Origin of the sequence: Enterobacter cloacae complex sp. 6730903, assembly GCF_048283985.1 — a bacterium.
In the GTDB taxonomy this organism is placed as follows: domain Bacteria; phylum Pseudomonadota; class Gammaproteobacteria; order Enterobacterales; family Enterobacteriaceae; genus Enterobacter; species Enterobacter hormaechei_C.
Genome location: NZ_JBLVXX010000004.1, coordinates 1 through 20,253, shown reverse-complemented (window position 1 = coordinate 20,253; position 20,253 = coordinate 1). Strand labels below are relative to the sequence as shown.

Annotated in this window: 24 protein-coding genes; 21 read left to right on the top strand and 3 right to left on the bottom strand. The window is 56.9% G+C overall.

All coding sequences use genetic code 11. The features are described from left to right. Positions 1–74: 74 nt before the first annotated feature. From mdcA to mdcH, 8 genes are all read left to right on the top strand, one after another. Positions 75–1,730, top strand: a complete 1,656-nt coding sequence (gene mdcA, locus ACNQ0W_RS02885) for a malonate decarboxylase subunit alpha (RefSeq protein ID WP_003861669.1) — start codon at positions 75–77, stop codon at positions 1,728–1,730. Next, the gene (locus tag ACNQ0W_RS02880) at positions 1,730–2,587 is read left to right on the top strand and encodes a triphosphoribosyl-dephospho-CoA synthase (RefSeq protein WP_062933381.1); all 858 of its coding nucleotides are present in this window, start codon (positions 1,730–1,732) and stop codon (positions 2,585–2,587) included. The genes mdcA and ACNQ0W_RS02880 overlap by 1 nt, the downstream gene beginning before the upstream one ends. Before the next feature lie 9 nt (positions 2,588–2,596). Beyond that, positions 2,597–2,896 carry a malonate decarboxylase acyl carrier protein gene (gene mdcC / locus ACNQ0W_RS02875; protein ID WP_000411786.1) on the top strand — a complete coding sequence of 100 codons (300 nt, stop codon included), beginning with the start codon at positions 2,597–2,599 and terminating at the stop codon, positions 2,894–2,896. Then, positions 2,889–3,722 carry a biotin-independent malonate decarboxylase subunit beta gene (locus tag ACNQ0W_RS02870; protein ID WP_003861672.1) on the top strand — a complete coding sequence of 278 codons (834 nt, stop codon included), beginning with the start codon at positions 2,889–2,891 and terminating at the stop codon, positions 3,720–3,722. Before mdcC ends, ACNQ0W_RS02870 begins: the two co-directional genes overlap by 8 nt. Continuing rightward, entirely contained in the window at positions 3,722–4,522 is an 801-nt protein-coding gene (gene mdcE / locus ACNQ0W_RS02865; protein WP_045333920.1) for a biotin-independent malonate decarboxylase subunit gamma, read from the top strand. Before ACNQ0W_RS02870 ends, mdcE begins: the two co-directional genes overlap by 1 nt. Positions 4,523–4,645: 123 nt before the next feature. Continuing rightward, on the top strand, positions 4,646–5,605 hold the full coding sequence (locus tag ACNQ0W_RS02860) for an AEC family transporter (RefSeq protein WP_000222846.1): 960 nt from the start codon (positions 4,646–4,648) through the stop codon (positions 5,603–5,605). Between the two features lie 2 nt (positions 5,606–5,607). Then, entirely contained in the window at positions 5,608–6,225 is a 618-nt protein-coding gene (locus ACNQ0W_RS02855; protein ID WP_040118173.1) for a malonate decarboxylase holo-ACP synthase, read from the top strand. Then, positions 6,225–7,121 carry a malonate decarboxylase subunit epsilon gene (gene mdcH, locus ACNQ0W_RS02850; protein WP_062933382.1) on the top strand — a complete coding sequence of 299 codons (897 nt, stop codon included), beginning with the start codon at positions 6,225–6,227 and terminating at the stop codon, positions 7,119–7,121. Before ACNQ0W_RS02855 ends, mdcH begins: the two co-directional genes overlap by 1 nt. A gap of 102 nt (positions 7,122–7,223) precedes the next feature. Here the strand turns inward: mdcH and ACNQ0W_RS02845 are convergent, their stop codons facing one another. Next, positions 7,224–8,156, bottom strand: a complete 933-nt coding sequence (locus ACNQ0W_RS02845) for a LysR substrate-binding domain-containing protein (RefSeq protein WP_062933383.1) — start codon at positions 8,154–8,156, stop codon at positions 7,224–7,226. A gap of 15 nt (positions 8,157–8,171) precedes the next feature. Continuing rightward, entirely contained in the window at positions 8,172–10,076 is a 1,905-nt protein-coding gene (locus tag ACNQ0W_RS02840; protein WP_116329907.1) for an ABC transporter ATP-binding protein, read from the bottom strand. Positions 10,077–10,208: 132 nt separating this feature from the next. Between ACNQ0W_RS02840 and kefG the strand changes: the two genes are divergently transcribed. The 4 genes from kefG to slyD all read left to right on the top strand — a co-directional run bounded on the left by kefG (position 10,209) and on the right by slyD (position 13,464). Beyond that, on the top strand, positions 10,209–10,760 hold the full coding sequence (gene kefG, locus ACNQ0W_RS02835; protein ID WP_003861686.1) for a glutathione-regulated potassium-efflux system ancillary protein KefG: 552 nt from the start codon (positions 10,209–10,211) through the stop codon (positions 10,758–10,760). After that, on the top strand, positions 10,760–12,565 hold the full coding sequence (kefB, locus tag ACNQ0W_RS02830) for a glutathione-regulated potassium-efflux system protein KefB (RefSeq protein WP_003861688.1): 1,806 nt from the start codon (positions 10,760–10,762) through the stop codon (positions 12,563–12,565). Before kefG ends, kefB begins: the two co-directional genes overlap by 1 nt. A gap of 13 nt (positions 12,566–12,578) precedes the next feature. Continuing rightward, positions 12,579–12,779, top strand: coding sequence for a YheV family putative zinc ribbon protein (locus ACNQ0W_RS02825; protein WP_062933384.1), 201 nt, complete (start codon positions 12,579–12,581; stop codon positions 12,777–12,779). A gap of 94 nt (positions 12,780–12,873) precedes the next feature. Next, positions 12,874–13,464 (top strand): peptidylprolyl isomerase, encoded by a 591-nt coding sequence (gene slyD / locus ACNQ0W_RS02820; protein ID WP_116329906.1) that lies wholly within the window; start codon positions 12,874–12,876, stop codon positions 13,462–13,464. A gap of 51 nt (positions 13,465–13,515) precedes the next feature. Here slyD and ACNQ0W_RS02815 read toward each other — a convergent pair whose 3' ends face one another. Next, positions 13,516–13,734 (bottom strand): protein SlyX, encoded by a 219-nt coding sequence (locus ACNQ0W_RS02815; RefSeq protein ID WP_003861693.1) that lies wholly within the window; start codon positions 13,732–13,734, stop codon positions 13,516–13,518. Positions 13,735–13,972: 238 nt separating this feature from the next. Here ACNQ0W_RS02815 and fkpA point away from each other — a divergent pair, with 238 nt between their 5' ends. The 9 genes from fkpA to ACNQ0W_RS02770 all read left to right on the top strand — a co-directional run. After that, positions 13,973–14,791, top strand: a complete 819-nt coding sequence (fkpA, locus tag ACNQ0W_RS02810) for an FKBP-type peptidyl-prolyl cis-trans isomerase (protein WP_003861695.1) — start codon at positions 13,973–13,975, stop codon at positions 14,789–14,791. 167 nt (positions 14,792–14,958) lie between these two features. Then, positions 14,959–15,681, top strand: a complete 723-nt coding sequence (locus ACNQ0W_RS02805) for a helix-turn-helix transcriptional regulator (protein WP_003861697.1) — start codon at positions 14,959–14,961, stop codon at positions 15,679–15,681. Further along, the gene (gene tusD / locus ACNQ0W_RS02800; protein ID WP_003861699.1) at positions 15,681–16,067 is read left to right on the top strand and encodes a sulfurtransferase complex subunit TusD; all 387 of its coding nucleotides are present in this window, start codon (positions 15,681–15,683) and stop codon (positions 16,065–16,067) included. Before ACNQ0W_RS02805 ends, tusD begins: the two co-directional genes overlap by 1 nt. Beyond that, complete coding sequence (tusC, locus tag ACNQ0W_RS02795) at positions 16,067–16,426, top strand: sulfurtransferase complex subunit TusC (protein ID WP_003861700.1); 360 nt, start codon at positions 16,067–16,069, stop codon at positions 16,424–16,426. Before tusD ends, tusC begins: the two co-directional genes overlap by 1 nt. Positions 16,427–16,433: 7 nt before the next feature. After that, positions 16,434–16,721: a sulfurtransferase complex subunit TusB gene (gene tusB, locus ACNQ0W_RS02790; RefSeq protein WP_015571409.1), complete on the top strand. Its 288-nt coding sequence runs from the start codon at positions 16,434–16,436 to the stop codon at positions 16,719–16,721. Between the two features lie 124 nt (positions 16,722–16,845). Then, positions 16,846–17,220 carry a 30S ribosomal protein S12 gene (gene rpsL, locus ACNQ0W_RS02785; RefSeq protein ID WP_000246815.1) on the top strand — a complete coding sequence of 125 codons (375 nt, stop codon included), beginning with the start codon at positions 16,846–16,848 and terminating at the stop codon, positions 17,218–17,220. Between the two features lie 96 nt (positions 17,221–17,316). Further along, positions 17,317–17,787: a 30S ribosomal protein S7 gene (rpsG, locus tag ACNQ0W_RS02780; protein WP_003861706.1), complete on the top strand. Its 471-nt coding sequence runs from the start codon at positions 17,317–17,319 to the stop codon at positions 17,785–17,787. 96 nt (positions 17,788–17,883) lie between these two features. Then, on the top strand, positions 17,884–19,998 hold the full coding sequence (gene fusA, locus ACNQ0W_RS02775) for an elongation factor G (RefSeq protein WP_022651946.1): 2,115 nt from the start codon (positions 17,884–17,886) through the stop codon (positions 19,996–19,998). A 69-nt stretch (positions 19,999–20,067) separates the two neighbouring features. Further along, positions 20,068–20,253 (top strand): GTP-binding protein (locus ACNQ0W_RS02770; RefSeq protein WP_016506124.1); only part of this gene is annotated, 186 nt, incomplete at its 3' end.

The following is a 20,253-nucleotide window of genomic DNA, read 5'->3' as shown; positions in this document are numbered from 1 at the left end:
CCTTTCTCACCAGAGCGCACACTTTACTCAACGTTAAGCAAATCAGAATGATGTGCTGAATCAGGAGGTTAATAATGTTATCTGGGCAAACACCCACCCGGCAATGGAACACCCGACGCAGTGAGAAAGCGCGTCGTCTGGCGTCCGTACCGGTGCAGGGTAAGGTACTGCCAACCGGCGATCTTGTCGCCATGCTGGAAAAACTGATCGCACCAGGCGACAAAGTCGTTCTGGAAGGCAACAACCAGAAGCAGGCGGATTTCCTTTCCCGTTCACTGGCGGAAGTGAACCCGCAAATCGTGCACGATCTGCATATGATCATGCCGAGCGTGGGCCGCAGCGAACATCTGGACATCTTTGAGAAAGGCATCGCCCGCAAGCTGGACTTCTCCTTCTCCGGTACGCAAAGCCTGCGAATCTCCCAACTGCTGGAGGATGGTCAGCTCGAAATCGGGGCGATTCACACCTACATCGAACTCTACTCACGTTTATACGTCGACCTATCGCCAAACGTGGCGCTGATTGCCGGTTTTAAAGCGGACCGCAAAGGCAACCTCTATACCGGGGCGAGTACCGAAGATACTCCGGCGCTGGTGGAAGCCGCCGCGTTCCATGACGGCATCGTCATCGCGCAGGTGAATGAGCTGGTGGACGACGAGTGCGACCTGCCGCGTGTGGATATTCCGGGCTCGTGGATTGATTTTGTGGTGGTTGCCGACAAGCCGTTCTTTATCGAACCGCTCTTCACCCGTGACCCGCGCCTGATCAAACAGGAACATATCCTGATGGCGATGATGGCGATTAAAGGCATCTACGCTGAACACCAGGTGCAGTCCCTGAACCACGGGATTGGCTTTAACACCGCCGCGATCGAGCTGCTGCTGCCCACCTACGGCGAACAGCTCGGACTCAAAGGCAAAATCTGTAAACACTGGACCCTGAACCCGCATCCAACGCTGATCCCGGCCATCGAAAGCGGCTGGGTGGAGAGCGTCCACTGCTTCGGCGGCGAGCTGGGAATGGAAGAGTACATCCGCGCCCGTCCGGACGTGTTCTTTACCGGTGCCGACGGCTCCATGCGCTCTAACCGCGCCTTCTGTCAGCTGGCTGGTCAGTACGCGGTCGATATGTTTATCGGCTCTACGCTACAGGTCGACGGTTACGCTAACTCCTCAACCGTGACCCGCGGCCGTCTTTCCGGCTTCGGCGGCGCGCCAAACATGGGCCACGATCCGCACGGTCGTCGCCACGCCACACCGGCCTGGCTGAACATGATCACCGAGCCTGACCCGATGCAGCGCGGTAAAAAGCTGGTTGTGCAGATGGTGGAAACCTTCCAGGCGGGCGTGAAGCCAACCTTCGTGGAAAAACTCGACGCCGTTGACGTCGCGAAAGCCTCCGGTATGCCGCTGGCGCCGGTCATGATTTACGGCGATGACGTCACCCACGTGCTGACGGAAGAGGGGATTGCTTACCTCTACCGGGCGAAAGATCTGGAAGAGCGTCGCGCCATGGTCGCCGCCGTGGCGGGTATCACCGATATCGGTCTGGGCGTTGACGCCAAACGCGTGGCGGAACTGCGCCAGAGCGGCAAGGTTGTGTATCCGGAAGATATGGGCATTCGTCGTACCGATGCCACCCGTTCGCTGCTGGCGGCCGGTAGCGTCGCGGACCTGGTGGAATGGTCCGGCGGTCTTTACAACCCACCTGCGAAATTCCGGAGCTGGTAATGAAACTTCTGCCCCAGATCCAGGTTGAAGGCGGTGCCGAATGGCTGGCGCGAACCGCCACGCAGTGTCTGATTGACGAAGCACGTTTAAGCCCGAAGCCCGGTCTGGTGGACAGCCGGGGGAACGGCGCGCACCACGATTTATCGCTTGCGCTGATGGAGCGCTCCGCTCACAGCCTGACCCCCACGTTTCAGGCGCTGGCGCAGCAGAGCTGGCAGCGTCCGGCGGATATTGCCCTCCGGCAAACCGTTGGCCGCCTGGGTCGCGAAGGTGAACGGCAGATGATGGCCGCTACCGACGGCGTGAACACGCACCGTGGCGCGATCTGGGCGCTGGGATTGCTGGTGAGCGCGGTGGCGATGCTGGGCGGCGATGCCCGGGCGCAAACCGTCGCGAACACCGCCGCTCAGCTGGCGAAGCTGCCGGATGACGCGGCGCCGAAAGTGTTCAGCAAGGGGTTACGCGTCACGCACCGCTACCGTGTACCGGGCGCGCGTGAAGAGGCTCAGCAGGCGTTTCCGCACGTTATGCAGCGCGCGCTGCCGCAGCTTCGCCTCAGCCGTCTCAACGGCAGCAGCGAAACGCAGGCCAGACTCGACGCGCTGATGGCGATCATGACCTCGCTCACCGACACCTGCGTGCTGTCGCGCGCCGGCATGGAGGGGCTGGACGCCATGCAGAACGGCGCCCGTGCGGTGCTGAACGCCGGAGGATGCGCAACGCTCGCCGGGCAGCAGGCGCTGGCGCGGTTAGACCGTCAGATGCTGTCGCTTAACGCCTCGCCGGGCGGAGCCGCAGACCTGCTTGCCGCCACGCTGTTTCTTGACCGCGTCGAAACGCCCTATTCAAAGCATTAAGAGGATGTTATGGAAAAAATCACATTGACCGTGCCCGCCAGCCGCGAAGTAAGCGGCAGGGCGCTGGCAGGGGTAGTCGGTTCCGGGGATATGGAGGTGCTTTTCACCGCCGAACCGGGCCAGACCTTAACCATTGATATCACCACCTCCGTCGACAACAGCCGCGGGCGCTGGGAGGCATTGTTCAACCGCCTGCAAACCGTCAGCAGCCTGCCCGCAGGTAAGCTGACCATCCACGACTTCGGCGCGACGCCGGGCGTGGCACGCATTCGTATCGAACAGGTTTTTGAAGGGGTGAACCATGCGTGATGACAGCAGCTTTATCGAATTAAAAGCGCGCCAGCGTGCGCAGGCGCTGCTCGACGACGGCAGCTACCGCGAACTGCTGGATCCGTTTGAAGGCATTATTTCTCCTTGGCTTGGGCCACAGGGGATTGTTCCTCAGGCCGATGACGGCATGGTGGTCGCGAAAGGGACCATTAACGGCCAGCCTGCGGTGGTGGTGGCGATTGAAGGCACCTTCCAGGGCGGCAGCATGGGCGAAGTGTCCGGCGCCAAAATGGCGGCGGCGCTGGAGCTGGCGGCGGAAGATAACCGCAACGGCATTCCGACTCAGGCGGTGCTGTGCCTCGAAACCGGCGGCGTACGTTTGCAGGAAGCCAACCTCGGCCTGGCGGCGATTGCCGATATCCACGCCGCGATCGTTGACCTGCGTCGCTATACCCCGGTCGTCGGGATTGTCGCCGGGACCGTGGGCTGCTTCGGCGGGATGTCTATCGCCGCGGCGCTGTGCAGCTACCTGATTGTGACCCGCGAAGCGCGGCTCGGCCTCAACGGTCCGCAGGTTATCGAGCAGGAAGCGGGCATTGAAGAGTATGACTCCCGCGACCGTCCGTTTATCTGGAGCATGACCGGCGGCGAAGTGCGCTATGAAAGCGGGCTGGTGGATGCGCTGGTGGGCGACGGGGTGAACGCGGTGAAAGCCGCGATGAACGAAGCCATCGCCAAAGGCGTACCGGCGAAACATCGCACCGATAACTACGACGATTACCTGAACCGTCTGACGAATTTCGACACCCGCAAACAGGCCGATGCCGAACAGATTAAAGCGCTTTTTGCCCGGGAGGTGAAATGATGACTAACGCAATTAGCCGTGGCGAACTCTGGCTGGAAACCCTCGCCCCGAACGCGAAACGTCTGGAGGGGTTATGCCCGTCCGTGCAGGCCGCAGACGGCGAGCTGAACGGTGAAACGGTGCGTTTTATCGCCGTGGTACCGGACGCCAACAACCACTTCCCGCGTGCGGCGCAGGGTGAAGTCGGCCTGCTGGAAGGATGGACGCTGGCAAAAGTGGTCAGCGAAACCGTCGCCGCCGACGCAGACAAAGCCGTGAAGCGCCCGATCGTGGCGGTAATCGACGTCCCCAGCCAGGCCTATGGCCGTCGCGAAGAGGCGTTTGGCATCCACCAGGCGCTGGCCGGCGCCGCTGCCGCCTACGCTAACGCGCGGCTGGCGGGTCATCCGGTGATTGGTCTTATCGTCGGTAAGGCCATGTCCGGCGCGTTTCTGGCGCACGGCTACCAGGCTAACCGTCTGATTGCCTTCAACGATAAAGGCGTGCTGATCCACGCCATGGGCAAAGAGTCTGCGGCGCGCATTACGCTGCGTACCGTTGAGGCGCTGGAAAAACTGGCTGCAACCATTCCGCCAATGGCGTACGACATCAGTAACTACGCCACGCTGGGGCTGCTTTCCGACCTGCTGGATATCAGCAATCCGGATGCCCCTTCCGAAAGCGATCTGACGCGGGTGAAAACCACCCTGCAACAGGCCATCAGCGACGCTCGTCAGGACACCACGTTGAAAAACCGTCTGGGTGCTGACAACCGCCGCAGCTCGGCGCTCGTACGTGAACGTATGCGAGCCAGCTGGTAAGTAAAAAGAGACCTGCCAGATGCATCACCCCGTGGGCGCGCCCGTTGCGTCCACGCGGGAACCTGCATCCTGAAAATAATAAACATCGCGCCAGTGCTTAAACTTTTTTACTACAGGTGATTTATGACTTACGTAATTGTTCATGCTCTTGCACCGATTTTCGTCATCATGCTGCTGGGATTCTGGGCCGGTAAGGCAAAGATGGTCGATAACAAAAATGTTTCCCTGCTGAATATCTTCGTGATGGATTTTGCACTCCCGGCTGCGCTGTTCAGCGCCACCGTGCAAACCCCGTGGACCGGCATCGTGGCGCAGTCGCCGCTGATCCTGGTGCTCACCCTGGCGATGTGGATCACCTATGCGGTCATCTACTTCCTCGCGACGAAAGTGTTTAAAAAATCCCCGCAGGATGCGGCCGTGCTGACGCTTACCGTCGCCCTGCCAAACTACGCGGCGCTTGGCCTGCCGATTCTGGGCAGCGTGCTGGGCGAAGGCCCTTCAACCTCACTGTCCGTGGCGGTCTCCATCGCCTGTGGTTCAGTGTTGATGACCCCGTTCTGCCTGCTGATTCTGGAGCGTGAGAAAGCCCGCGCCGAAGGCAATAACTCGGGTTCAACGCTTTCCATGCTGCCGGTGCTGATGTGGCGTTCCATTAAAAAACCGATCGTGATGGGCCCGCTGCTGGGTGTGATCCTGTCCGCTATCGGCATCAAAATGCCGGAGCTGGTACTGGCGGCGATTAAACCGCTGGGACTGTCTGCGACCGCTGCGGCGTTGTTCCTGACCGGGGTGATCCTCTCCGCGCGTAAACTTCAGATCAACACCATGGTGATCACTTCCACTATCGCCAAGCTGCTGATCCAGCCAGCGATTGCCTGGGGTATCGTTTTAATCTTCGGTCTGCACGGTTCTGTGGCGATCACCGCCATCCTGATGATTGCGCTGTCCGCGGGCTTCTTTGGCGTGGTGTTCGGTAACCGCTTTGGCGTGCAGTCGCCGGATGCTGAAGCCGTGCTGCTGTTGAGCTCCGTACTGTGTATCCTGTCGCTGCCGCTGTTTATCTCGCTGACTTCAGGAATGTAATCATGACCACAACATTACGCCCACATGACCTCATCTGGCTTACCGCGCGCGACGCCCTGGAAGGGATTACCGAATCCTGGGTGGACGCGGCCTGGCATACCGGGCTACCGGTAGTGGTGCGGCGTGATGTTGATAATGAAGGCCGTATTCCCGTTGGCGTGCGCGGATTGCGCCGCGACCAGCGGGCGGCCGGATGGGTGAAGCCTGAGAACGTGTTGCGCGTTGTGTCGCCCGAAGATTTGAGCGTTGCCGCCGACCTGCTGCGTTCGCCGTTTATCACCCAGCCGCCGGTTCAGGTGGCGCTTCAGCTTGCGCAGCAGTCGTGGCCGTGGACGTGGGGGATAACCGGCAGTACGGGTTACGCGCTGGCGACCGGCATTCCGGTGATCCACGCCGACAGCGATCTCGATCTGCTGATCCGCGCCCCGCGTGCCGTTTCCCCTGAGGCGTTTACTGGCTGGCAGGCTCAGCTCAGCCGTGCGTTGTGTCGGGCGGATACGCAGGTGGACACGCCCGAGGGCGGATTCGCGCTGGCGGAATGGTTGCGCGACGGCAAAACGCTGCTAAAAACGCAATGTGGACCACGCCTGGTGGCGGATCCATGGCACAGGGAGGAGTAATGAAAATACTGTTTACCTTTCCGGGGCAGGGCACACAGCATGAGGGTATGCTGCAAAACCTGCCGGGAACGGAGCTGGAGCAGGCCCGCGCTGTGCTGGGGGCGGAAGTCGATACCCTGGACAGCGAAGGCTCGTTAACCCACACCCGCGCGGTTCAGCTTTCGCTGTTGATTGCCGGTGTGGCGTGGGCGCGCGAGCTGGAACGTCGCGGCGTGTCGCCGGATATCGTCAGCGGGCTGTCCATTGGCGCTTATCCTGCGGCGGTTATCGCCGGTGCGCTGGATTTTACGGACGCGCTGAAGCTGGTGGCGCTGCGCGGCGATCTGATGGAGCAGGCGTATCCGCACGGCTACGGCCTGACGGCGATTATGGGGTTGACCCTGCCCCAGGTGGAAAACCTGCTTCAGGGGACAGGAACCTATATTGCTAACCTGAACGCCGAAACGCAGATCGTGATTGCCGGAACCGATGACGGCATGGCGCAGGTGGCGGAGCGCGCCCTGGCAAAAGGCGCGAGCAAGGCTAAGCGGCTGGCGGTGAGCGTACCGTCGCACTGTGAACTGCTGGCGGAACCGGCGCAGAAGCTGGTGGCAGCATTTAATTCGGTCACGCTTTCACGTCCGCGCTGTGCGTACCTGAGCGGCAGTACCGGACGCGTGCTCTGGCAGCCGGAGAAAATTGCCGACGATCTGGCGATGAATATGGCGCGAACCGTGCGCTGGCAGGAGGCGGTGATTTCCGCTAACGAGCGTGAAGCGCGGCTGGCGATTGAGATGCCGCCAGGGGGCATCCTGACCTGTCTGACGCGGCAGGCGGCGTGGGAAGGTGAATCCATTTCGCTGGAGCGCAGCGGGGTGGACGTGGCGGTGCATCTGGCGGGGCGGCTTCGTGCATGAGTTTTTTTGCCCGGTGGCGGCTGCGCCTTACCGGGCCTACGGGTTCGGTTGTATTATTTTGTAGGCCGGGTAAGGCGCAACGCGTCGCCACCCGGCAAGGCCTCAGGCTCCGTCCTGCAAACTTCTGGCATACATCCGCCCTTCGGCGGCCAGCGCGCGCAGGCTCGGATCCTGCTCGCGGTTGCGGGCAAAGACAATCGCGATCAGCTGCTGCATCTGGTACGGCTCCGCCAGCTTCAACAGTTGCACGGAATTCTCGTAGACCTTCTTCATCCTTCCCGGCATCAGCGTAAAGCCGACGCCCGCCTGCACCAGGCTGAGCATTGAGAAAATGTCGTTCACGCGGGTCACAATCTCCGGCTCGAAACCGGCAATATGAAACGCTTCCTGAAACCCGGCGTAAGTGGCGAACCCTTCCGCGAGGGCGACAAACTTCTGATCTTTATAATCACGCAGATCGGCGGGGCCGCTGGTATTCAGCGTGGCAGAGGCCGGTGCGGCAAGGAAAATATCGTCATGGAACAGAGGAAGCACTTCGAGGCTGTTACGGTCGATATCGCTTTCGGAAATAGAGATTAAAATCGCATCCAGCGACCCCTCATCCAGCATATGGAGCAGGGTTTCGTTCGAGCCCATCGTCAGATCCATCTCCAGATCCGGACGGCGCAGCTTCATGCCCATTATCAGGCGCGGCACGGTTTCCAGCGTCAGCGAGTAGAGCGTGCCGACGCGCAACCGTCCCTGGCCGATACCGGCGATCTTGCGCGACTCTTCCAGCCCACGCTCCATCACCTGCATCACCTCCTGGCAATACTCCAGCAGCGTCCACGCGGAGGGGAGGGCAATCAGGTTACGCCCTTTGTGAGCAAAGAGCGGGCAGCGGACATTCTCTTCGAGGGTATGCAGCGCACGGTGCACGCTGACACCGCTCAGGCCAAGCGTTTCTGCGGTACGTGCGATATTGCCCTTCTCCATGAACGTCATGAAGATGCTGAGCTTACGGAATGTAATCTCGCTCGTGGTATCGAAGCCCATAACCCTCCCGGCGTGTTAGTCGGCTTGCAGCATCGCTTCCAGCTGTTCCTGCGCGTCCAGCCACGCCATTTCGTACTCTTCGAGGCTGGATTTGGTTTTCGCCTGAGTTTGCAGACAGTCCGTCAGCTCCGCTTTGCGGCTCTGATCGTACAGTTCGCTGTCGCCCAGCTTCTCTTCGACGGCAGCAAGCGTGGCGTTGAGCTTCTCCATCTCTTTTTCGAGACGGGCAATCTCTTTACGCAGCGGCTGCGTCTGGGTGCGCAGTTCCGCTTCACGGCGCTTCTGGTCTTTACGCGCCTGGGCGCTGTTGGCGTTGTCTTTCGCTGACTCTTCCGGCTGGTTTTCCTGCTTCTGCACGTCCGTCAGCCACTGCTGGTAATCTTCCAGATCGCCGTCGAACGGCTCCACTTTGCCACCGTGCACCAGGTAGAGATCGTCGGTGGTGGAGCGGATCAGGTGGCGGTCGTGCGATACGACAACCAGCGCCCCTTCGAACTCTATCAGCGCTTCGGTCAGCGCCTGGCGCATGTCGAGATCGAGGTGGTTGGTCGGTTCATCAAGCAGCAGCAGGTTTGGACGCTGCCAGACGATCAGCGCCAGCACCAGACGGGCCTTTTCGCCGCCGGAGAAGCGCTCGGTGTTTTCAGTCACCTTATCGCCCTGGAAGCCAAAGCCGCCGAGGTAGTCGCGCAGCTTCTGCTCCATCTCCTGCGGCGCCAGGCGCGCCAGGTGCTGGATCGGCGATTCATCCGCGCGTAAAAATTCCAGCTGATGCTGGGCGAAGTAGCCAAGCTTGATGCCTTTCGCCAGGCCGATTTCGCCGCTGACCGGGTTAAGCTCGCCCGCCAGCAGCTTGATCAGCGTCGATTTACCGGCGCCGTTACGTCCCAGCAGACCAATGCGTGAACCTGGCACCAGGTTGAGCTTGATAGAGTCGAGAATAATGCGATCGCCGTAGCCCGCGCTCACTTTTTCCATTTTCAGCAGCGGGTTCGGCAGGCTCTCCGGCTCGCGGAAGCTGAAGTGGAACGGGTTATCCACGTGCGCGGGGGCAATCATCTCCATACGTTCCAGCATCTTGATGCGGCTCTGCGCCTGCTTGGCTTTTGACGCCTTCGCCTTGAAGCGATCCACAAAGCTTTGCAGGTGCGCCACGCGCTGCTGCTGGCTTTCATACATCGCCTGCTGCTGGGCAAGGCGCGTCGCGCGCTGGCGCTCGAAAGAACTGTAGTTGCCAGTGTATTCGAACATGCTTTGCTGTTCGATATGAATGATTTTATCCACCACCGGATCGAGGAAGTCGCGGTCGTGGGAGATCAGAATCAGAGTGCCCTGATAGCTCTTGAGCCACTTCTCCAGCCAAATAACCGCATCAAGATCGAGGTGGTTGGTGGGTTCATCGAGCAGCAAAAGGTCGGAGCGGCAGATCAGCGCCTGCGCCAGGTTAAGGCGCATACGCCAGCCGCCGGAGAAATCGCTCACCGGGCGTTCAAGCTGTTCGTTGCTGAAACCCAGGCCGTGCAGCAGGCTGGAGGCGCGGGAGCGAATGGTCCAGGCATCGATGGCGTCCAGCTTGCCGTGGACGGTGGCGATGGCGTGGCCGTCGTTGCGCTCGTTGGCGGCGTTGAGCTCCGCTTCGAGCTTGCGGTATTCACGGTCGCCGTCGATAACATAGTCGAGCGCGGGTTCGCTCAGCGCGGGCGTCTCCTGGTTCACCCAGGCGAGCTGCCAGTTGCCCGGGAAGGTAAAGTTACCGCCATCCGCGCTTATCTCGTTTTTCAGCAGCGCCAGCAGGGTGGATTTACCGCAGCCGTTTTTGCCGACCAGCCCCACTTTCTGGCCCGGGTTGATGGTAGCAGTCGCGTTATCCAGCAGGACGCGCACGCCGCGACGAATTTGTAACGAGGAGAAAACAATCATAGAAGCGCCGTATGTTCCGACTATGTTAATTTGTCATTATGATAATGTAAGGTGTGGGCCATTTTCCCCACCGGGCCGCCATGGTAGCCCAAAACGACAACAATACACAAAAACAGAACCGGGAGGGGAGTGATGTCTCAGACAGCGAAAGTGCTGCTGCTGTATGCCCATCCGGAATCACAGGACTCGGTGGCGAACCGGGTGCTGCTTAAGCCGGCCACACAGCTCAGTAACGTAACGGTGCACGATCTCTACGCGCACTATCCCGATTTTTTTATCGATATTCCTTACGAGCAGGAACTGCTGCGTCAGCACGACGTGATTGTGTTCCAGCATCCGCTTTATACCTACAGCTGTCCGGCGCTGCTCAAAGAGTGGCTGGACCGCGTGCTGAGCCGGGGCTTCTCCAGCGGGGTGGGGGGCAACCAGCTGGCGGGAAAGTACTGGCGGAGTGTCATTACCACCGGTGAGCCGGAAAGCGCTTACCGTCACGACGGGCTGAACCGTTACCCCATGAGCGACATTCTGCGGCCGTTTGAGCTGACGGCGGCGATGTGCCGTATGCACTGGATGAGCCCGATTATTATCTACTGGGCACGGCGGCAGGATCCGAAAGCGCTGGCGAGCCATGCCAGGGCCTATGGCGAATGGCTGGCGTCACCGATTCCGGCGGGAGGACGCTAATGGACGGTTCGAATTTACTCCTTGCCGGGGTGCTGTTTTTGTTTGCCGCCGTCGTCGCGGTCCCGCTTGCCGCGCGTCTCGGTATTGGCGCGGTGCTGGGTTATTTGCTGGCGGGGATAGCCATTGGCCCCTGGGGGCTTGGGTTTATCAGCGATGTGGATGAAATTCTCCACTTCTCCGAGCTGGGCGTGGTCTTCCTGATGTTCATCATCGGCCTGGAGCTGAACCCCTCCAAGCTGTGGCAGCTGCGGCAATCTATTTTTGGCGTCGGGGCGGCGCAGGTGTTGCTCAGCGCGGCCATTCTCGCGGGACTGCTGATGTTGACGCAGTTTTCCTGGCAGGCCGCAGTGATTGGCGGGATCGGTCTTGCGATGTCGTCGACGGCGATGGCGCTTCAGCTGATGCGCGACAAAGGGATGAACCGCAACGAGGCGGGGCAACTGGGTTTTTCGGTGCTGCTGTTCCAGGATTTAGCAGTGATCCCGGCGCTGGCGCTGGTGCCGCTGCTGGCGGGATCCGGAGACGATCATTTCGACTGGATGAAGATCTCCATGAAGGTGCTGGCCTTCGCGGGGATGCTGATCGGCGGACGGTTTTTACTGCGTCCGGTGTTCCGGTTTATTGCCGCATCCGGCGTGCGCGAGGTATTCACCGCCGCAACGCTGCTGCTGGTGCTTGGCTCAGCGCTGTTTATGGATGCGCTGGGGCTGTCGATGGCGCTTGGGACGTTTATCGCCGGGGTGCTGCTTGCGGAAAGCGAGTACCGCCACGAGCTGGAGACCGCCATCGATCCGTTTAAGGGGCTGCTGTTAGGGCTGTTCTTTATCTCGGTGGGTATGGCGCTTAATCTTGGCGTGCTCTATACCCATCTGCTGTGGGTTATTGCGAGTGTCGCCGTGCTGGTGGCGGTCAAAACGCTGGTGCTGTATCTCCTCGCGAGGATTTACGGGCTGCGCAGCTCGGAAAGAATGCAGTTTTCCAGCGTGTTAAGCCAGGGTGGAGAATTTGCGTTTGTGCTGTTTTCCACGGCGTCGTCTCAGAAGCTGTTCAAAGATGACCAGATGGCGCTGCTGCTGGTGACGGTTACGCTGTCGATGATGACCACCCCGCTGCTGATGAAGTTGGTGGACAAACTGCTGTCGCGCCGCCTGAATCCCGCAGACGATGAAGACGAAGCGCCGTGGGTGGAAGATGATAAACCGCAGGTGATCGTCGTGGGCTTTGGTCGCTTCGGACAGGTGATTGGTCGCCTGTTGATGGCGAATAAAATGCGCATCACGGTGCTGGAGCGCGATATCAGCGCCGTCAACCTGATGCGCAAATATGGTTATAAGGTGTACTACGGCGATGCGACGCAGCTTGAGCTGTTGCGCTCGGCGGGGGCAGAGGCTGCGGAGTCCATCGTCATCACCTGCAACGATCCGGAAGACACGATGAAGCTGGTGGAGCTGTGCCAGCAGCATTTCCCGCATCTGCATATTCTGGCGCGTGCGCGTGGACGTGTGGAGGCTCACGAACTTTTGCAGGCGGGTGTGAAACACTTCTCCCGCGAAACCTTCTCCAGCGCGCTGGAGCTGGGACGCAAGGCGCTGGTTTCGCTGGGTATGCATCCTCACCAGGCGCAACGCGCCCAGATGCATTTCCGCCGGCTGGATATGCGAATGCTGCGTGAACTGATGCCCGTGCACAGCGACACGGCGCAGATCTCCCGCGTGCGGGAAGCGCGTCGCGAACTGGAGGAGATCTTCCAGCGTGAGATGCAACAGGAACGACGCCAGCTCGACGGCTGGGATGAATTTGAATAAAGGGTAACGAAAGATGGCTGTACGTAAACGCTTTATCGCGGGCGCAAAATGCCCATCCTGCCAGGCGCAAGATACGCTGGCCATGTGGCGTGAAAATAATATCGATATCGTTGAATGTGTTAAGTGCGGTCACCAGATGCGTGAGGCCGACAAAGAAGCCCGCGATCATGTTCGCAATGAAGAGCAAGTGATCGGCATTTTTCATCCAGACTAGCGATATGCTCTGAGTTTTTTTAAGCTTAAGGGTACACGGGTGCAGATTTCCGCTACAATCTGCGCCAGCAATTTTCCCACGCTCAGGAGATATCATGAAAGTAGCAAAAGACCTGGTGGTCAGCCTGGCCTATCAGGTACGTACAGAAGACGGTGTGTTGGTTGATGAGTCTCCGGTGAGTGCGCCGCTGGACTACCTGCATGGTCACGGTTCCCTGATTTCCGGCCTGGAAACGGCGCTGGAAGGTCATGAAGTTGGCGACAAATTCGACGTTGCTGTAGGCGCGAACGACGCTTACGGTCAGTATGACGACAACCTGGTTCAGCGCGTTCCTAAAGACGTATTCATGGGCGTTGAAGAGTTGCAGGTTGGCATGCGCTTCCTGGCGGAAACTGACCAGGGTCCGGTTCCGGTTGAAATCACTGAAGTTGAAGACGACCACGTTGTGGTTGACGGCAACCACATGCTGGCGGGTCAGAACCTGAAGTTCAACGTAGAAGTTGTTGCGATCCGTGAAGCGACCGAAGAAGAGCTGGCTCATGGCCACGTTCACGGTGCGCACGGTCACGACCATGACCACGATCACGGCCACGACGGCTGCTGCGGTGGTCACGGCCACGACCATGGTCATGACCACGGCCACGGTAAAGGTGGTTGCGGTAACGGCGGCTGCGGTTGCCACTGATTCCGTACTCCGGAAAATAAAAAAGCGGGATAATCCCGCTTTTTTTACGCCTCAATAATGAGGTGGTGGCGTCTCTTCTGACTGAGAGGCAATGTTTGACGGCTGCGTGGCCTTCAGCTTTTCCGTCAGCAGGCGCATGTGATCGCGCAGTTTTGCCATTTCAAGCTCATGGGCCGTCACGGTCTGATTCAGTTCTTCGATGGTGATGTCCTGAAAAGCCAGGCGGCTTTCCAGCTCAGCCAGTCTCGCTTCGATCGTTGTATCCTTCATCATTCACCTCGTTTATCTCTCATTCGCCATAATGGACCAGCGGCGGCGAAGTTTAGCTGACTTTTTCCTTAAGTACAGTATCCATCTCCCTGACAAGAAACTTATTTAAACAAAAATAGTCTGAAAAGAAGCGACATTCGGGGGAGTCTGTCTGTAGATTTCTTCCACAACGTTTTATAGTACGTCACTCATTTACGTTTAACACTGGGGTGAGAGACCTCAGGTCCTGGAGATATGGATGAAATCACTGTTTAAAGTTACGCTGCTGGCGACCACTATGGCTGTAGCGCTCAATGCGCCGCTGTCTTTCGCTGCTGATACTGCTGCGAAGCCTGCTGCGACTACAGACAGCAAAGCGGCATTCAAAAATGACGACCAGAAATCCGCCTACGCACTTGGCGCGTCTCTGGGTCGTTACATGGAAAACTCTCTGAAAGAACAAGAGAAACTGGGCATCAAACTGGACAAAAACCAGCTGATCGCAGGGGTTCAGGATGCGTTCGCAGACAAGAGCAAACTGTCTGACCAGGAAATCGAGCAGACTCTGCAAGCGTTTGAAGCGCGCGTGAAAGGCGCCGCTCAGACCAAGATGGAAGCAGACGCTAAAGATAACGAAGCGAAAGGCAAAGCCTACCGCGACAAGTTCGCTAAAGAGAAAGGCGTTAAAACGTCTTCTACTGGCCTGATCTATAAAGTTGAGAAAGAAGGTACCGGCGATGCGCCTAAAGACAGCGACACCGTTGTGGTGAACTACAAAGGTACGCTGATCGACGGTAAAGAGTTCGATAACTCTTATACCCGTGGTGAGCCTCTCTCCTTCCGTCTGGACGGTGTGATCCCGGGCTGGACTGAAGGCCTGAAGAACATCAAGAAAGGCGGTAAAATCAAGCTGGTCATCCCACCGGATCTGGCTTACGGCAAAACCGGCGTTCCGGGTATCCCGGCTAACTCCACGCTGGTATTTGATGTAGAACTGCTGGACATCAAACCGGCGCCGAAAGCGGATGCGAAAACAGACGCACCGGCTGACGACAAAGCCGCAGCAGCTAAGAAGTAATGCTGAAAAAAACCGCCGCCTTTACAGGCGGCGGTTTTTTTATTGTGGGGCAGATATAATTAACACTGGAAAGCGTTGTACACGCTGTATTAATTTAGTTGTCCGTGTAGATAATGAGCCTGCCCTGAAAACCTAACGACAGGCTCCTGAAAAGGAGTGTTTTTTTCATGTCCAGGTCGCTTTTAACCAACGAAACCAGTGAACTTGATTTGCTGGATCAACGTCCATTTGACCAGACCGACTTCGATATTCTGAAATCCTACGAAGCGGTAGTGGACGGGTTAGCGATGCTCATTGGTTCCCACTGCGAAATCGTATTGCATTCCCTGCAAGATCTTAAGTGTTCCGCTATCCGCATTGCGAATGGTGAGCACACTGGCCGTAAAATTGGTTCGCCAATCACCGACCTTGCATTGCGTATGTTGCATGACATGACCGGCGCGGACAGCAGCGTCTCAAAATGCTATTTCACCCGCGCCAAAAGCGGCGTGCTGATGAAATCAGAAACGATCGCGATTCGAAACCGCGAACACCGGGTAATCGGTTTGCTGTGCATCAACATGAACCTTGATGTGCCCTTCTCGCAAATCATGAGCACCTTCATCCCGCCAGAAACGCCGGACGTGGGCTCATCGGTGAACTTTGCTTCTTCGGTTGAGGATCTCGTGACCCAGACGCTGGAGTTCACCATTGAAGAGGTGAATGCCGATCGCAACGTATCCAACAACGCCAAGAATCGTCAGATCGTCCTGAACCTCTATGAGAAAGGGATTTTTGATATCAAAGATGCCATCAACCAGGTGGCCGATCGCCTGAATATCTCCAAACACACGGTTTACCTCTATATTCGTCAGTTCAAAAGCGGCGACTTTCTGGGACAAGACAAGTAATGCGTTTTGCGTTAATGGTGACGGGCCCGGCGTACGGTACTCAGCAGGCCAGCAGCGCGCTACAGTTTGCCCATGCGCTGCTTGATGCCGGTCATGAACTGGCAAGCGTCTTTTTCTATCGCGAAGGCGTGTATAACGCGAATCAGTTTACGTCTCCGGCGAGCGATGAGTTTGACCTCGTGCGCGCCTGGCAAAAATTAAACGAAACGCAGGGCGTTGACCTGCATATCTGTGTCGCGGCGGCACTGCGTCGCGGCGTGACGGATGCGACCGAAGCCGAACGCCTTGGTCTGGCGGGGGCTAACCTGCAACCGGGCTTTTCGCTCAGCGGACTAGGTGCCCTGGCACAGGCGGCGTTGACCTGCGACAGAGTGGTGCAATTTTGATGAAGCGCGTAGCGTTTGTTTTTACTTCTGCGCCGCATGGCAGCGCTTCAGGTCGGGAAGGGCTGGATGCATTGCTCGCGACATCGGCTTTAACCGAAGATATTGGCGTCTTCTTTTTAGGCGATGGCGTATTCCAGCTTCTGGCAGGCCAACAACCGCAGGCCATTCTTGCGCGCGACTACATTGCGACCTTTAAAGTTCTGCCGCTCTATGACATTGAAACCTTCTATGTGTGCGCCGACTCGCTGGCCGCGCGTGGGTTAAACGAGAAAACACCGTTCGTGCTGGACGTGACGATCCTGACTTCTGCTGCGCTGCGCGAACAACTTTCTCACTACGATACCGTTCTGACTTTCTGAGGCTGTCATGCTCCATACCCTGAGCCGTTCACCGTGGCAATGCGATATCGACACGTTACTGAGCATGCTGCGCGAAGGTGATGATCTGCTGCTGATTCAGGATGGCGTGCTTGCGGCGCTTGAAGGCAGCCGTTTTGTTGAAATCCTCGCTAATGCCCCCATAACAGTCTCTGCGCTGAAAGAGGATCTGGATGCGCGGGGTCTTTCTGGTCAAATTTCAGCCAAAATTGACGTGGTTGGCTATACTGATTTCGTCAATCTTACTGTGACGCACGCCAGTCAAATGAACTGGTGATTTGAGATCGCTGTATATTTCTTGACACCTTTTCGACGTAGCCCTAAAATTTCGCGTCCTCATATTGTATGAGGTCGTTTTATTACGTGTTTACGAAGCAAAAGCTAAAACCAGGAGCTATTTAATGGCAACAGTTAACCAGCTGGTACGCAAACCACGTGCACGCAAAGTTGCAAAAAGCAACGTGCCTGCGCTGGAAGCCTGCCCGCAGAAACGTGGCGTATGTACTCGTGTATATACCACCACTCCTAAAAAACCAAACTCCGCACTGCGTAAAGTATGTCGTGTGCGTTTGACTAACGGTTTCGAAGTGACTTCCTACATCGGTGGTGAAGGTCACAACCTTCAGGAGCACTCCGTGATCCTGATCCGTGGCGGTCGTGTTAAAGACCTTCCGGGTGTTCGTTACCACACCGTTCGTGGTGCGCTGGACTGCTCAGGTGTTAAAGACCGTAAGCAGGCTCGCTCCAAGTACGGCGTGAAGCGTCCTAAGGCTTAATGGTTCTCCGTTAAGTAAGGCCAAACTGATTTATCTTAATGTCAAACTAAACTCGTAGAGTTTTGGACAATCCTGAATTAACAACGGAGTAATCCCATGCCACGTCGTCGCGTCATTGGTCAGCGTAAAATTCTTCCAGATCCGAAATTCGGATCAGAACTGCTGGCAAAATTTGTAAATATCCTGATGGTAGATGGTAAAAAATCTACCGCAGAAGCAATCGTATACAGCGCGCTGGAGACCCTGGCTCAGCGTTCTGGTAAAAATGAACTGGAAGCCTTCGAAGTCGCTCTCGACAACGTGCGTCCGACTGTAGAAGTTAAGTCTCGCCGCGTTGGTGGTTCTACTTATCAGGTTCCAGTTGAAGTTCGTCCGGTTCGTCGTAATGCTCTGGCAATGCGTTGGATCGTTGAAGCTGCTCGTAAACGCGGTGATAAATCCATGGCTCTGCGTCTGGCGAACGAACTTTCTGATGCTGCGGAAAACAAAGGTACCGCAGTTAAGAAACGTGAAGACGTTCACCGTATGGCAGAAGCCAACAAGGCGTTCGCACACTACCGTTGGTAATCCCTTCGGAGTCGTAGTCACCAGGCGGGCGCTTCAGAGAAGCCGCCCGCTCTGGGTAACTTAACTGAACGCCTAAAGATATAAACGAGGAATCAAATGGCTCGTACAACACCCATCGCACGCTACCGTAACATCGGTATCAGTGCGCACATCGACGCCGGTAAAACCACTACTACCGAACGTATTCTGTTCTACACCGGTGTAAACCATAAAATCGGTGAAGTTCATGACGGCGCAGCCACCATGGACTGGATGGAACAGGAGCAGGAGCGTGGTATTACTATCACCTCCGCAGCGACTACTGCATTCTGGTCAGGTATGGCTAAGCAGTACGAACCGCATCGCGTAAACATCATCGACACCCCAGGGCACGTTGACTTCACCATCGAAGTAGAACGTTCCATGCGTGTTCTTGACGGCGCGGTAATGGTTTATTGCGCAGTTGGTGGTGTTCAGCCACAGTCTGAAACCGTATGGCGTCAGGCAAACAAATATAAAGTTCCACGCATCGCGTTCGTTAACAAAATGGACCGTATGGGTGCTAACTTCCTGAAAGTTGTTGGCCAGATCAAAACCCGTCTGGGCGCGAACCCTGTTCCGCTTCAGCTGGCAATTGGTGCTGAAGAAGGTTTCACCGGCGTTATCGACCTGGTGAAAATGAAAGCCATCAACTGGAACGAAGCAGATGCGGGCGTTACCTTCGAATACGAAGATATCCCGGCAGAGATGCAGGACCTGGCTGACGAATGGCACCAGAACCTGATCGAATCCGCAGCAGAAGCTTCTGAAGAGCTGATGGAAAAATACCTGGGTGGTGAAGAACTGTCTGAGCAAGAGATCAAATCTGCTCTGCGTCAGCGCGTTCTGAACAACGAAATCATCCTGGTAACCTGTGGTTCTGCGTTCAAGAACAAAGGTGTTCAGGCGATGCTGGATGCGGTAGTTGACTACCTGCCATCCCCGATTGACGTTCCTGCGATCAACGGCATCCTGGACGACGGTAAAGACACTCCGGCTGAGCGTCACGCAAGTGATGAAGAGCCGTTCTCTGCACTGGCGTTCAAAATTGCTACCGACCCATTCGTGGGTAACCTGACCTTCTTCCGCGTTTACTCTGGTGTGGTTAACTCCGGTGACACCATCCTGAACTCCGTGAAAGCGGCGCGTGAACGTTTTGGCCGTATCGTACAGATGCACGCTAACAAACGTGAAGAGATCAAAGAAGTTCGTGCGGGCGACATCGCTGCTGCTATCGGTCTGAAAGACGTGACCACTGGTGACACCCTGTGTGACCCGGATCACCCGATCATTCTGGAGCGTATGGAATTCCCTGAGCCGGTAATCTCCATCGCAGTTGAACCAAAAACCAAAGCTGACCAGGAAAAAATGGGTCTGGCTCTGGGCCGTCTGGCGAAAGAAGACCCATCATTCCGCGTATGGACTGATGAAGAATCTAACCAGACCATCATCGCTGGTATGGGTGAACTGCACCTGGACATCATCGTTGACCGTATGAAGCGTGAATTCAACGTTGAAGCGAACGTGGGTAAACCTCAGGTTGCTTACCGCGAAGCGATTCGCGCGAAAGTTACCGACGTTGAAGGTAAACACGCTAAGCAGTCTGGTGGTCGCGGTCAGTACGGTCACGTTGTGATCGACATGTACCCACTGGAGCCGGGCTCTAACCCGAAAGGTTACGAGTTCATCAACGACATCAAAGGTGGTGTAATTCCTGGCGAATACATCCCTGCCGTTGATAAAGGCATCCAGGAGCAGCTGAAAGCTGGTCCTCTGGCTGGTTACCCGGTTGTAGACATGGGTGTTCGTCTGCACTTCGGTTCTTACCACGACGTTGACTCCTCTGAACTGGCGTTTAAACTGGCTGCGTCTATTGCCTTTAAAGAAGGCTTTAAGAAAGCAAAACCAGTTCTGCTTGAGCCGATCATGAAGGTTGAAGTAGAAACTCCTGAAGAGAACACCGGTGACGTTATCGGTGACTTGAGCCGTCGTCGCGGTATGCTGCGTGGTCAGGAATCCGAAGTAACTGGCGTTAAGATCCACGCTGAAGTTCCGCTGTCTGAAATGTTCGGATATGCAACTCAGCTGCGTTCTCTGACCAAAGGTCGTGCATCATACACTATGGAATTCCTGAAGTATGATGATGCGCCGAACAACGTTGCTCAGGCCGTTATCGAAGCCCGTGGTAAGTAATCCACAGGATTAAAACCTAAGTCCCGTGCTCTCTCCGAAGGGGAGAGCACTATAGTAAGGAATATAGCCGTGTCTAAAGAAAAATTTGAACGTACAAAACCGCACGTCAACGTTGGTACTATCGGCCACGTTGACCATGGTAAAACTACCCTGACTGCTGCAATCACTACCGTACTGGCTAAAACCTACGGCGGTGCTGCTCGTGCTTTCGACCAGATCGATAACGCACCAGAAGAAAAAGCTCGTGGTATCACC